The sequence below is a fragment of the Eubacterium sp. genome, assembly GCF_057858645.1.
The window spans coordinates 17896-30738 of the sequence record NZ_DBLZZO010000016.1 but is presented as its reverse complement, the minus strand read 5'-3'; the positions used below and the strand labels follow the sequence as shown (position 1 = coordinate 30738).

Annotated in this window: 15 protein-coding genes; 13 read left to right on the top strand and 2 right to left on the bottom strand. The window is 33.0% G+C overall.

What is annotated here, in order from left to right:
- Positions 1–6: 6 nt before the first annotated feature.
- Positions 7–642, bottom strand: coding sequence for an endonuclease III domain-containing protein (locus ACZM4J_RS07030; RefSeq protein WP_302690084.1), 636 nt, complete (start codon positions 640–642; stop codon positions 7–9).
- A gap of 160 nt (positions 643–802) precedes the next feature.
- Here ACZM4J_RS07030 and fucO point away from each other — a divergent pair, with 160 nt between their 5' ends.
- From fucO to ACZM4J_RS06975, 11 genes are all read left to right on the top strand, one after another.
- Positions 803–1951, top strand: coding sequence for a lactaldehyde reductase (fucO, locus tag ACZM4J_RS07025; RefSeq protein ID WP_022165584.1), 1149 nt, complete (start codon positions 803–805; stop codon positions 1949–1951).
- A 182-nt stretch (positions 1952–2133) separates the two neighbouring features.
- Positions 2134–3039, top strand: coding sequence for a hypothetical protein (locus tag ACZM4J_RS07020; protein WP_022165585.1), 906 nt, complete (start codon positions 2134–2136; stop codon positions 3037–3039).
- A 434-nt stretch (positions 3040–3473) separates the two neighbouring features.
- Complete coding sequence (locus ACZM4J_RS07015; RefSeq protein ID WP_022165586.1) at positions 3474–3656, top strand: hypothetical protein; 183 nt, start codon at positions 3474–3476, stop codon at positions 3654–3656.
- Between the two features lie 50 nt (positions 3657–3706).
- A complete protein-coding gene (locus tag ACZM4J_RS07010) occupies positions 3707–4714 on the top strand; it encodes an ATPase, T2SS/T4P/T4SS family (RefSeq protein ID WP_022165587.1) in 1008 nt (335 codons plus the stop codon).
- A gap of 78 nt (positions 4715–4792) precedes the next feature.
- Entirely contained in the window at positions 4793–6106 is a 1314-nt protein-coding gene (locus ACZM4J_RS07005) for a hypothetical protein (protein WP_022165588.1), read from the top strand.
- 53 nt (positions 6107–6159) lie between these two features.
- Positions 6160–6306 (top strand): hypothetical protein, encoded by a 147-nt coding sequence (locus ACZM4J_RS07000; RefSeq protein WP_022165589.1) that lies wholly within the window; start codon positions 6160–6162, stop codon positions 6304–6306.
- Between the two features lie 58 nt (positions 6307–6364).
- The gene (locus ACZM4J_RS06995; RefSeq protein WP_022165590.1) at positions 6365–6505 is read left to right on the top strand and encodes a hypothetical protein; all 141 of its coding nucleotides are present in this window, start codon (positions 6365–6367) and stop codon (positions 6503–6505) included.
- A gap of 147 nt (positions 6506–6652) precedes the next feature.
- A complete protein-coding gene (locus ACZM4J_RS06990) occupies positions 6653–7057 on the top strand; it encodes a DUF5011/hyalin repeat domain-containing protein (protein ID WP_022165591.1) in 405 nt (134 codons plus the stop codon).
- Positions 7058–7060: 3 nt separating this feature from the next.
- The gene (locus ACZM4J_RS06985; RefSeq protein WP_022165592.1) at positions 7061–7405 is read left to right on the top strand and encodes a hypothetical protein; all 345 of its coding nucleotides are present in this window, start codon (positions 7061–7063) and stop codon (positions 7403–7405) included.
- Positions 7395–10094 (top strand): autotransporter outer membrane beta-barrel domain-containing protein, encoded by a 2700-nt coding sequence (locus tag ACZM4J_RS06980; protein WP_022165593.1) that lies wholly within the window; start codon positions 7395–7397, stop codon positions 10092–10094. The genes ACZM4J_RS06985 and ACZM4J_RS06980 overlap by 11 nt, the downstream gene beginning before the upstream one ends.
- Positions 10091–10459, top strand: coding sequence for a hypothetical protein (locus ACZM4J_RS06975; protein WP_022165594.1), 369 nt, complete (start codon positions 10091–10093; stop codon positions 10457–10459). The genes ACZM4J_RS06980 and ACZM4J_RS06975 overlap by 4 nt, the downstream gene beginning before the upstream one ends.
- A 117-nt stretch (positions 10460–10576) precedes the next feature.
- Here ACZM4J_RS06975 and ACZM4J_RS06970 read toward each other — a convergent pair whose 3' ends face one another.
- The gene (locus ACZM4J_RS06970) at positions 10577–11554 is read right to left on the bottom strand and encodes a biotin--[acetyl-CoA-carboxylase] ligase (RefSeq protein ID WP_118000069.1); all 978 of its coding nucleotides are present in this window, start codon (positions 11552–11554) and stop codon (positions 10577–10579) included.
- Positions 11555–11804: 250 nt separating this feature from the next.
- Between ACZM4J_RS06970 and ACZM4J_RS06965 the strand changes: the two genes are divergently transcribed.
- Together ACZM4J_RS06965 and ACZM4J_RS06960 are read left to right on the top strand one after the other, a co-directional pair.
- Complete coding sequence (locus tag ACZM4J_RS06965; RefSeq protein WP_022164652.1) at positions 11805–12368, top strand: biotin transporter BioY; 564 nt, start codon at positions 11805–11807, stop codon at positions 12366–12368.
- Positions 12349–12747: a DUF1284 domain-containing protein gene (locus ACZM4J_RS06960; protein ID WP_022164653.1), complete on the top strand. Its 399-nt coding sequence runs from the start codon at positions 12349–12351 to the stop codon at positions 12745–12747. The genes ACZM4J_RS06965 and ACZM4J_RS06960 overlap by 20 nt, the downstream gene beginning before the upstream one ends.
- Positions 12748–12843: the final 96 nt, after the last annotated feature.

Sequence of the window (12843 nt, the reverse complement as noted above, 5' to 3'; positions counted from 1 at the left end):
TTATTCTTATTTTATTTTTTTCTTACAAATATCTTCAAGACAGCATTTATCACAGTGTGGAGTAGTTCGTGCAGTGCAAACTTCTCTTCCATGATAAACAAGTCTGTGGCAAAAATCACTTCCCTTTTCAGGTGGAATAATTTTCCATAAAGCCATTTCAACTTTTTTAGGTTCCTTGATTCCGTCTACAAGACCGATTCGGTTACAAAGTCTGATGCAATGAGTGTCGGTTACAATGGCAGGTTCACCAAAAACATCACCCATAATCAAATTAGCACTTTTTCTACCAACGCCAGGTAGTTTAAGTAAATCTTTCATATTGTCAGGAACTTTGCAGTTAAAGTCATCACGTAACATTTTCATGCAAAGACTAATATCTCTGGCTTTGCTTTTTCCAAGGCCACAAGGTCTGACGATTTTTTCGATTTCTTCAACCGGAGCATCGGCAACGGCTTCAATAGTTGGATATTTTTCGTAAAGAGCCGGCACGATTTTGTTGACACGTTCATCGGTACATTGTGCAGCCAGTCTTACGCTGATTAGTAACTTCCAGGCATCATTGTAATCTAAGGTGCAGTCTGCGTCAGGATACTCCTTTTCCAGTCTTTTTATAACTTCTAATGCTAAATCTTTTTTTCTCATAATATAATCCTTCATTTGTTTTATTAATATTAGAAATTATATCATAGCTTTAATAAATATTTCATAGTAATTTAAGTTTTTTTATTTTAAAAGAGTGTTATAATTAAAGATATAAAAAAGAACGTACCATAGTGATTTTTAGTCACGGAAAGGAGCATATATGGTAAATAGAATTATTTTAAATGAAACATCTTATCACGGAGCAGGAGCTATTGGCGAGATAGCTACAGAAGCAAAAGGAAGAGGCTTTGCAAAAGCATTTGTTTGTTCAGACCCGGACTTAATTAAGTTTGGTGTAACAAAGAAGGTTTTAGATGTTTTAGAAGGGGCGGATTTAGCATATGAGGTTTATTCTAACATCAAGCCAAACCCAACAGTTGAAAATGTAAAAACAGGTGTTGAAGCATTTAAGAAATCAGGTGCGGATTACATAATTGCCATTGGTGGCGGTTCATCAATGGACACAGCAAAAGCTATAGGAATTATTATTAATAACCCTGATTTTGCAGATGTTGTAAGCTTAGAGGGCGTGGCACCTACAACTAAGCCGGCTGTACCTACTTTTGCGGTACCAACAACAGCAGGAACAGCAGCAGAAGTTACAATTAATTATGTAATCACTGATACTGAAAAGAATAGAAAGATGGTTTGTGTAGACCCACACGACATACCGGTTGTTGCGTTTATTGATCCGGACATGATGTCATCAATGCCAAAAGGACTTACAGCAGCTACAGGAATGGACGCATTAACACATGCAATTGAAGGCTTTACAACAAAGGCTGCTTGGGAAATGACCGACATGATGCATCTTAAGGCAATTGAAATTATATCAAAGAGTTTAAGAGGGGCAGTAGAAAACACACCTGAAGGAAGAGAAGGTATGGCTCTTGGTCAGTACGTTGCCGGCATGGGATTTTCAAATGTAGGTTTAGGAATAGTTCATTCAATGGCACATCCTTTAGGCGCTGTTTATGATACACCACATGGTGTTGCAAATGCCATTATTTTGCCAACTGTAATGGAATATAATGCAGAAGCTACAGGCGACAAGTATAAATATATTGCAGCAGCAATGGGCGTTGAAGGAACTGAAAAAATGTCTGTTGAAGAATACAGAAAAGCAGCAATTGATGCTGTAAAACAGTTATCAAAGGATGTAGGAATTCCAACAGACTTAAAGGAAATTGTAGATCCAAAAGATTTAGATTTCTTAGCACAGTCAGCTTATGATGATGCATGCAGACCGGGTAATCCAAGAGATACATCTGTAGAAGAAATTAAGGAATTATATAAGTCATTATTATAATTTCGCGACTCATTATTGGACCTTAATAGTATAGAGGGCAGAAGTAAATATAATTTCTACCATAAGGTAGTGAGTGAACAGGAAGCATTACATGCAACTCTTCTTCGAAAAATGAGAAAGAGTTGCATGTTGATGATTAAATGAAATTACATAAAAGACAAGGCAATAGAAAGAGGAACATAATGGAAAATAACAAAGTACAATTTACAACATCCCAAATGTTGAAGTGGATGGAGTATGTAGCTGATTTGAAGGAAGTTAGTCCTGAAAAAATTAAAATGTTAAACACATGTGGAAAAAGACGTAACATTTTGGCAACAATCGCTACACACAAAATGATTTTAATTTTTGCTGATGAAACACACAGCAATGTGTTATATAAATGTTGGGAAGCAGGATATGGTGATTATGAAATGTACTATGGTACAGGCTATGAACCATCAGAAATGAAACACTGTAAGGTAAGCGACTTAATGGATGATGGAATTTCAGGTCCAACAGTTATTTTTATAGTTAATGAAAATACAAGAGAATCAATGATTTTCGGCATGAAGAATGATAATTTTTCAATGGGAACTGTAAAATACGTTGGTCACGAAATCCGTTCAGTAATTATGAATAAGTTGGAATTAGACGTAAGTGACGTAGCGTTAATGGTAAATTCAGAAAGTATAGCTATTGAATCCTCAATGGTTGCTTATGAAGGCGTTATTATTGCTGATGAAAGAGATGCAGGTTCATACAGAACAATGGAAGAAAATGTGGACAAATTTGGTGTACATAACATTGAGATTATCTCTGATTTGAAAGAGGAAACTTTAAAGAATCTGCCAACACCAAGAATTGCTTTTATTGTTGCAACTAAAGAACATATTGAGGATGATATTGTAAGTTTGCTTGCAATTAATCCTAACATTAAATTCATGTTCTACACATTGGAGTTGGATATTTTATCAGACATTAAATACATCCTTGAAAAACATGGAATTAATGTAACTGAGGTAATGCAGATAACAGTATCAAAAACAGACAAGAACAGCATATTTGTGGCACAACCATCACCATGGATTATTACAGGTGAAAAATAAATTACAAAATAATAAAATATAAAATTATAAAAACTGTGTATTAGTTAGTGAAAGAATTATGTAACTAGCTGATGCACAGTTTTTTGTTTAATAAGAAATTCCTTCATAAATTCTTATTACATAAATGAATGGCCCACTAGGGAGGCACCCTGGTGCAGGAAGAAAATAGTTGTGAACGGTGGCATAGCGGGGGCAAAGAATTACGCCAGTGATTGGTTTTGTTCTAAATTAAGTGCGTTCAGAAAAAAAGAAACATAAAAATATGTTGACTACACAAATAAAACGTGATAATATACAAACACCGAATAAATAGCAACGTAGTGTATATGATAAAACAAAGCAAGGAAAATGTGATTTTTGTAGCTGGTTAGTCTATTATAAAAATCAATCCCCTAAGGGCAATTTATTTGGAATAAAAAAGGAGGTGAATATATATGGATGTATTCCTACAAGAACACGGAAAAACGATTTTTATCGCAGTTTGTATTCTACTGTTAGTGGGTGTTGCCTATGTCATAGGACCGATTATCAGTAATGCAGTGAAGGACGTTGTAGAGAGCTACTCATCATCTGTAACATTTGGTTCAGTAGCCGGGAAGATTCCTTCGGGAAAGTAAAGAAATAGCATTTGTGTAACAATTAATATTAAGAGGTCAGGAGTAGAAAGATGAGAAAACTGTCATTACCGGATAGAGCCTTTGGCGATTTATTAAAATATATATTAGACGATAATATAACGGACATTAATTGGAGTAGGGAATTATGGATTAATCATTTGGAAAAAGGAAGATATAAAGTTAACAATTTCAAATTAGATGATATTTTTATAAAACAGTTTTATACACGAATAAGCAACCTAATGAATGTTCAGTTTAATCAAAATAACCCTTTATTAGAAGCGGAAACAGAGAATTTAAGAATATCCATACTACACGACTCTGTGACGAATACAGGAATAAGTATTAGTATTAGAAAAACTCCGGCAATAAGAAGAATTAATAAGGACAGATTAATTTCAGAAGAATATTGCACAGAAGAAATTGATGCATTTATGGAGAATGCAATACGAGCCCATTGCACTGTAATTGTAGGCGGGCTTCCGGGAGTTGGAAAAACAGAATACATAAAATATTTAACCGGTTATATACCGGCATATGAAAGAGTTTACACGATAGAAGATAATTTGGAGCTTAGATATGCGGCAATAAATCCGGATAAAGATTGTGTTGAAATAAAAGTAAGTGAAAACTTTGGTTATGCAGAGGCATTGAAGGCAAGCAAGAGACAGTTGCCGACTTGGGTTTTACTGGCTGAGGCAAGAGGAAAAGAAGTTAAATATCTTTTAGAAAATATATCAGCAGGAGTTCATTGTTTAACAACAATTCATCTTGATGATGCCGGTAAAATTCCTGACCGATTAAGAAACATGGGAGAAAACATAAATGAGAATGATGTGTATTCTTTTATAGATATTGGTGTGGTGTTACATTCAAATGTTAAACAGGGAGAAAAAATAACAAGACACATAGCTCAGGTTATGTGCTTATCAAGACATAACGAGAAAAATGAAAAAGTTATGATATATGAAGATGGAAAAATTTTAACTAAGGATATACCGGAAGATATTTTAAGAAAGTTTAAATTACAGGGTATTGATAATCCATTTACAAGATAGTAACAGGATGGATAGTTCCTTACTGGCTGTAAGGGATATTAGCCATAAATATATTGCAGTAGAAAAGGGAGGAAATGGGTGAAAGAAAAAATTTTACAGATAATAAAGGATTCGACGAAGATTCTGGCAGTAGTAATTATTGTGTGTTTAGTCTATAAACTAGATCCTTTATGTATAGCTGTTTGTCTGTTGGCAGCCATAGTATTTAATTTCTTTTTTCAAAAAGAAGAAAGAAAAAGGGAAGGTTATTTAAGAAAATTCCATGATGTGCTTCTTTACATGGAACAGATGATTTATTCCTTTAAGAAACAACCGAAAATACGACTTGCCCTGTCAGATGCACAGAAGGTAAGCTCCAACAGAATGAAAGAAATTATTGAGGAAGTTATAGTCAACATAGATTCAAAAATGACTGACAAAATATATGAAGAATCCTTAGAGATTATAAGACGGGAATATGATTGTAAACGACTAAGGTCCCTACATGAATTCCTGATTAAAATAGAACAGCATGGCGGTGAATACGAAAATTATTTGGATATTCTTTTAGAAGACATAAAAGAGTGGGGCGATAGAACATCTCTATTTATAAAAAATGTAAACAGAGTAAAAAGAAACGTAATAATATCTATATTTTCAACGCTAATAACCTGTGGTTTTATGGCATATTTAATACCGACAGAATATAGATATACAGACCATATTGTTTATCAGATTTGTTCAACTATTGTAATTTTATTAATGTTATTTTCTTATTTTCTTATTGTAAAAAAATTAAACCTTGACTGGATAAAGGAAAAACAGTCTCTGCAGGATAACATGGTTGTGAAATATTATATTTTAGTTGAGAAGGCATATTATGACAAAGAAAAATTAAGCATTACGGAAAGACTTACATACAAAAAAGCAAAGAAGACTTTAGAAAATGAAATTAAGAAAGTTTTTCCTGACTGGATAAGAGAAGTGGCAATTAATTTACAGAATGAGACAGTGCAGTCGGCAATAGAAAATTCTTATGGAAATCTACCTTTTGTTTTAAAAAGACCGGTTAGAAAACTACTAATAGATTTTGAGCAATATCCGGTAGGGATTGAGCCTTATGATAACTTTTTACGAGAGTTAGATTTGGAGGATATTAAATCGTCTCTTAAAATGTTTTATTCAATGAATCAGTTAGGAAAAGAGCAGTCAGAAAAACAGATTAATTCTATTATTGACAGGAATAATAAGCTTACACGACAGGGTGAGCAAATGAAGAATAATGACAAAATAGGAGCGGCAACAATGTTTACGGCAGTTCCAATGACAGTTGGCGTAGTGAAAATTATGATTGACATGATTTTAATGATTATTGTGTTTACCTCGTCAGTGGCAAATGTTATCAATGGTTAAGGTGTTAAGGAAGGTGGTGAGCAAGTGAAAATATTATTATCAGAGGCAGGTCAATGCATAATATATGGAGTTTTATTTGTGATTATAATTACAGGATTTTACCAAATATTAGAAAAAATAACAGGTTAGTTTTGTTAAAGATATTTGAAAAATGGGAAATAGAAGAAAAAAAGAAGACAAAAGAATTAGGCAGAAGATAGAAAATCGGCGATAGACAATAGAAGATAATAAATAATAGGAGAAGGGAGAAAAGGTTATATGGAAGAATTTTTATCAGAACATGGACAAACATTAATTAGCGGAATTATATCGGTATTACTTATTATTTTGATTTTGGCAGCCATGGCAGCAGTAGGAAATATGGATGAATATGAGATAAATTCTGTTATTGGGAAGTAATATATTAGCATTTTAAGAAGATAGAAGATAAGGGAATAAAAGATGAGGAAATAGAAGATGTTAGTAGTTAGGGAGAAATATAAAGTGTTGTTTTTTGAAAAAACAAAAGATGATTATTAGAAAGTATAAGGTGTAAGGTGATTAGGTATGGAGAATTTTTTAAGCGAGCATGGAGAAATAATTTTATATGGTCTAATTGGAATTATGGTTGTTGTAATAACCTGTGGGTTATGTAAAAACAAATGGAACCAAATAACACCTGAATACAAAAATGAAAAAAGTCAAAGCAATGAAAAATTTTTAAAAGAAAGTAAAGACAAATATCCTGTTATTGAAGGCCAGGAGGTTATATATCTTGAGTATTTAAGTAAGGAATTTGATTATTCAAAATATATTAAAGCAAAAGATTATACAGGAAAAGACATATCAAACAAAATCAAAGTATACGGAAATATAGATTTTGAAAAAAAGGGAATTTATAAACTGAAATGTGTTGTTAAGTCAGACAATGGACTTACATGCACAAAATACATAAACGTAATAGTGGAGTGAAATATGAGAGTAGCAATAGAAATGTTTTCGATTGTAATTGCCATAACTTTAGGGTGCATATTGTTTGCCTCTTTTATTAGCAGCAACAATCAGGTATCTAATGCAAGAGATTTTTACAATGTGGCCGTAAATAGAATCGAGGATAGTAACTGTAATGACCAGGTTATAAGCCAGTGTAAAAGTGAGGCAGGTGAAAAAGGATACACTTTGGAAATAGAAGATTTGACTATTTATAATGAACAGCCAAGCAGACTTGTAATATTAAAATACAGCATTACAATGCCGGTGTTTAGCCTGTTTGGTAATGGCTTAAGCAAGCAGGGGGTGATTGAGGGGTATGCCAGATAAAGGTGAAAAACAAAGAAAAAGTAAAAGAAAAGATAAAAGAAAAAATCGAAATGTAAATATAAATTGGGGAATGAATTTATTAAAAAGAATAAAGGTGAATCTATTAGAAATAATAGAAAACAAAAAGGCGAATTTAAAAAAATATATAATAAACTGTATGAAAATGACTGGTATCAAAATTAGTATAGTTACTATTTTGGCTTTAGGCTTTAGTACAGCATTTTTCTTTAATAGTGTGTATGCTTTAGCTGGTTCAGGTACGGCAAAAGATCCGTATATTGTATCAATTGAGGATGAACTAAGAGACGTATTGCTTACAAAATCTACAAAGTCATGGGTTTACGTGGGTGTAAAAAAATCAATAACAATAACAAGGAACATAGCAATTAGTAAGGGGAAATTTAAAATTTATGCCTATGATAGCAATGTAACATTAAAAAGATCATCAGATGGAGAAAAATCAATAAATGGAGGCGAGTATCCTAAATATTGTATGACTTTAAGTGGAACTACCGAGATAGACATGGGTGTTACGGCCACAAAAAGTAAGACTTTAACTTTAGGTGGAAACAAAAGTAATTTTTCTGCTAAAAAGAGAAGCTCAGGCTGGCTTTATTTAAAAAGCGGAACTAAAGCAACAATAAACAGTAATTGCGTAGTGAAAAATGTAATGAATAATAAGGAAGAGGACGGTGGTTCTGCAATTTTCACTTTTGGAACTTTAATTTTAAATGGAACCATTGAAAACTGTGAAGGTTCTGACGGCGGGGCAATTGGAGTGAAGAAAGGAAGTGTAACAATAAATAATAATGCTGTAATTAATCAGTGCAAATCATATACAGAAGGCGGTGGCATTTTTGGCATGGATGGTTGTACCATCAAAATTAATGGTGGAACAGTATCTAATTGTGTAGCAGAAGAAGAGGGTGGAGCAATATTTGTAAGTGGTAGTTCAAGTTGTACAGTTGAGAACGGTACAATAAAACAGAATAGTGCAGGTTTATCAGGTGGAGCCATATTTTCAGGATATGGGGCAAATTTAACTATTGGAAAAAATGGAAAAGGTCCTTTAATAAGTTCAAACAATGCCAAAGGTAATGGCGGAGCAATCAGGTGCAACGGTGGTAGTGGAAAGAATGCCGGCGGAGAAACAAAAATCTATGGTGGAACAATTTCTAATAACTTAACTAAGGATAATGGTGGCGGCATATCCTGTGGAAATGGTGGAAGCTCAGGTTCTTCAAAAATAATAATTAAAAATGCAAATATTTCTCAAAATGAAAGTGTAAATGATGGCGGAGCCATTAATTTTCCAAGCAAGTTAGTAGGTATCGACAATGACTATGTAGAAATAACAGATTCTGTTATTGATAATAATTACGCACAAGGAAAAGGCGGTGGTCTTGTAGTTGCTAACAAAGTCATTTTCTCAAAAAACACGTTGTCTAATAATGAAGGTGTAAAAAGTGGTGGTGGAATTCATATAAATAATGGTGATGTGACTTTTAACAGCGGTGAAATATACGGAAACAAAACAGGCAATAACGGTCAGGGAATATATGTAAATGGTTTGTTAAAAATCAAAGGAAGTATTTATTTTAATGAAAATAACAATGTATATTTAAAGAAAAATAAGTATGTGGAAATTACGGGCAGTTTAAGTAGAAAAAGTGGCTTTATTGCAAAAATTAATTCGGAAAAAGAAGCTCCCGGTACAAAAATCATAAAAGTAGGTTATGGAAATAAAAAGGGGAGTGATGAATTATATTATGCAAATGGAGAAGAAAAATATACCTGCACAAGTAATGGTAGTTCGAAAATATTACGTCCTACAGACGAAGTAAGTGGCTATGAGGACAATTGGATTATTATAAGCCGGCAGTATTCCATAAGGTATGAAAAAAACTGTCAGGATATAGTGACGGGGATGCCTAATAGTCAGCACAAATACTGGAATGAAAATATTAATCTTAGTACAAAAAATGTTGAAAGAGCAGGTTATGAATTAAATACACAAAAACATTGGAACACAAGTGAAAAGGGTAACGGAATAAAGTATAGTCCGGGAAGTGTTTATAGTGGAAATGCAGATTTAACATTACATGCAATATGGGAAAAAATAACTGTGAAGGAAATATACATTACTACCACAGACCGTTATTATGTGGTCGGTCAAAAGATAGTTTTAAATAAAGACGAGATTTTAAAGAAAGTAAAAGTAGATGATGACTTACATACAGGTTATAAATATGTTTTAAAAGTAGTAAGTATTAAAGAAAGAAATATGGATACAGCCTTGGTTACAGGCAATGACATACAGGCAGAAAATTACCTGAATACTAATGAAATAAAAGAATATACAATTAAGATTGTAACTAATTCGGCAGATAAAAAAGTGACAGCCTATGGAACAATGAAAGTCTATGTGTTAAATACAGATTTAAGTGGGCAGAGAGTACGCTTTATATCTGAAAAATATATTGGAACTTTAGATGCTAATTCCAAATGGAGTAGAAGCTTAAGTGGCAAGTTGCAAGATTCCATAAAAAGAACAAATAGCAGTCAGGCAAAGTATTATATAGAAATTTCTGATAGCAAAAGAAACAATATTAGAGACAAGGTAAAGGAAAACAATTACAAAAACAGTGAGAATTTAACAAGTATAATAAAAGGAAAATTAGGACTATGAAACAGACAGTTATTGTATCAGGATTTATAGTGGTTATTTTAATTACGGCTCTTACAATTCTTTCAGTTGAAAGTAAGCAGGACAGAAAAGATGAGTTGGAGAGAGTTGTTGCAGCAGCAGTTAAACAAACTGTAAAAGATAGCCAGATTAAAGAACAGAAAATAATAAAATCAGATAAAGACATGATTGCAAATTTTGTTCAAAATGTTTGCATATCATTAAAGGCAAAAGGCGACATATCAGTAAAGGTTATGGGAGTTGATTACAAAGAAGGCTTGTTAGACGTATATGTTCTGGAAAAGTTTGAATATTTAACAGGAAAAAATGGCACAGTTTCCGTAAGAAAATGCGCCATTTATGAATAAAAATATGAACAATATTATATAAAAAATAATATCAAAAAATAATATCAAATAGTTCTTTTTAGAAAACGTAATAAATAATGTGCAGTTGTGGTATGCAAAAATACCATCTACAAATATTTATTTATGAATTTTTGTGCTGACTTCTCCGGATGACAGCCATTTAGTAGTACCGTCTTCAAATTGAACTTTAAGACGGCAGTTTTTGTCAATGTCAATTGCTTTGGCAACGGAAGTTTTAGAACCTTCAATTACGGTAATAGTTTTACCGATAATCATTGAACGTTCAATATATTCTTTTACATAGGATTTTGATTTGAAATCCTTGTAATATTCCATAAAATAGTCAAGGAGATTGGCAATCAAAATACTACGTTTGTTAATGGAATCTGTTTGTTTGTCAAAAATTGCAGTGGCAATATCCTTAATGTTGTCAGGAAAACCACCATCAGGAATGCAAACGTTTATACCGATTCCAACTATGGCATAATCAAGTTTTCCGGTCTCCACGTTAAAGGCACCTTCAGTAAGAATTCCACAGGTTTTTTTATCTTCAAGGTAAATGTCGTTAACCCATTTAATAAGGGCACGTTTGTCACTTACATCTTCAATAGCCCTAGCTGTGGCAACGGCAGCAGATGTAGTTAAAAATAATGATTCCTCTGCGGGTATATCAGGTCGAAGAAGAATACTTATATAAATTCCGGTACCCTTAGGAGAATAGAATTGTTTTCCGGTTCTTCCACGACCGGCAGTTTGTTCTTCAGCAATAATAACAGTACCTTCTTTTGCACCCTGTTCAGCCATTTCTTTTAAAATGGTATTAGTGGATGTAACAGAAGAAAAAACAGATATATCCAAATGGGGATTTTTTAAATGTTGTTTAATACTGTATGAAGATAAAATATCATTTTTTTCTGCAAGGCAATAACCCTTGTTTGGTATGGCATTGATTTCGTAACCTGATTTTTCCAATGCTTTAATTGCCTTCCAGACAGAATTACGGCTGACACCCAGATTGTCAGCAAGTTGGCCACCTGAAATATAGTCACCTTTGTTATTTTCAAGTTCTTTTAGAACTTCATCTTTTACACTCATAATATTTTCGTGTGTTGCTATTTAACCATTTGCATTGCTGTTTAATCCTTTAGTTCATTGCCGGTTTAATAGGCACACATGCTCCTTCCATAAATTAATAAGAACTAGAAACAAGTATAACATTATTTTTTTGGGGCTTCAACATAACAGAGAAGAAACGTCACCCAAACAATAAAATAGGTTGACAATCAAAAGAAACTGACTTACAATGACTTAGTCGCAAAAAATGTTATGTATTTAGGAGGAAATTATGAGTAACACACAGAAGAAATTTTTATCAGTTCAGGATATGGTACTAATAGCTGTATTTACAGCAATAATGGCAATTTGTTCATGGATTAGCGTGTCTGCAGGTCCTGTTCCATTTACTTTACAGACTTTTGCAGTTTTTGTAACAGCAGCTTTACTTGGCACTAAGAGAGGCACAATAGCAGTTGTGGTTTATATTTTACTTGGAATAATTGGTGTACCTGTATTTGCAGGACTAACAGGCGGCCCATCAGTAATCGCAGGTCCAACAGGCGGCTTCATCGTAGGCTTTATTTTAACAGCAATTATTATTGGTTTATTAATGAATTTAACAAATGGAAAAAGCGAAGTTGTTAAACTTGTTATTACAGTAGTTGCAATGGTATTAGGCGATGTAGCATGTTTTGCAATAGGAACAGTTTGGTTTATGGTTGTAACAAATAATACAGTAGCAGTTGCTTTAACATACTGTGTTATTCCATACATTATTCCAGATATTGCAAAAATAGTTGTAGCAACAATTATTGCAAACAGAGTTAAGAAATATGTGCAGATATTCAATTAGACCACACCATTTATTATGCCTTCAGTTTTTTGAAGGAAAAGGGTATAGCAATGGATTTGTGGAAAATATGACAAAAATTCATAATGAAATGTTAAGTAAGAATCCTTATGTTGAACTAACAGAAGGGGCAGATGATATATGCGAAAACTGTCCTAATAATGAAAATGGAATATGTACTCAGGAAAAATCAGTTTCAGGTAATGATAGACGCACATACGAAGCAATAGAGGATGAACTGAAAAAACAAAAAGGTGACCTTACATGGAACCAATTAACAGAGATGGTTCACAAGTACATTATTGATGTTAATAAGTTACGGGCGGTTTGCGGAGTATGTCGATGGTCAGATATATGTGATTCTTACAACAAAAATAAATAATATTAAGAAAATCTCTTTGTACAGAAGACAACCAATCTGTATGGAGAGATTTTTTATATATAATGGATAGAAAATAAAAAATATGTTAGTATATAC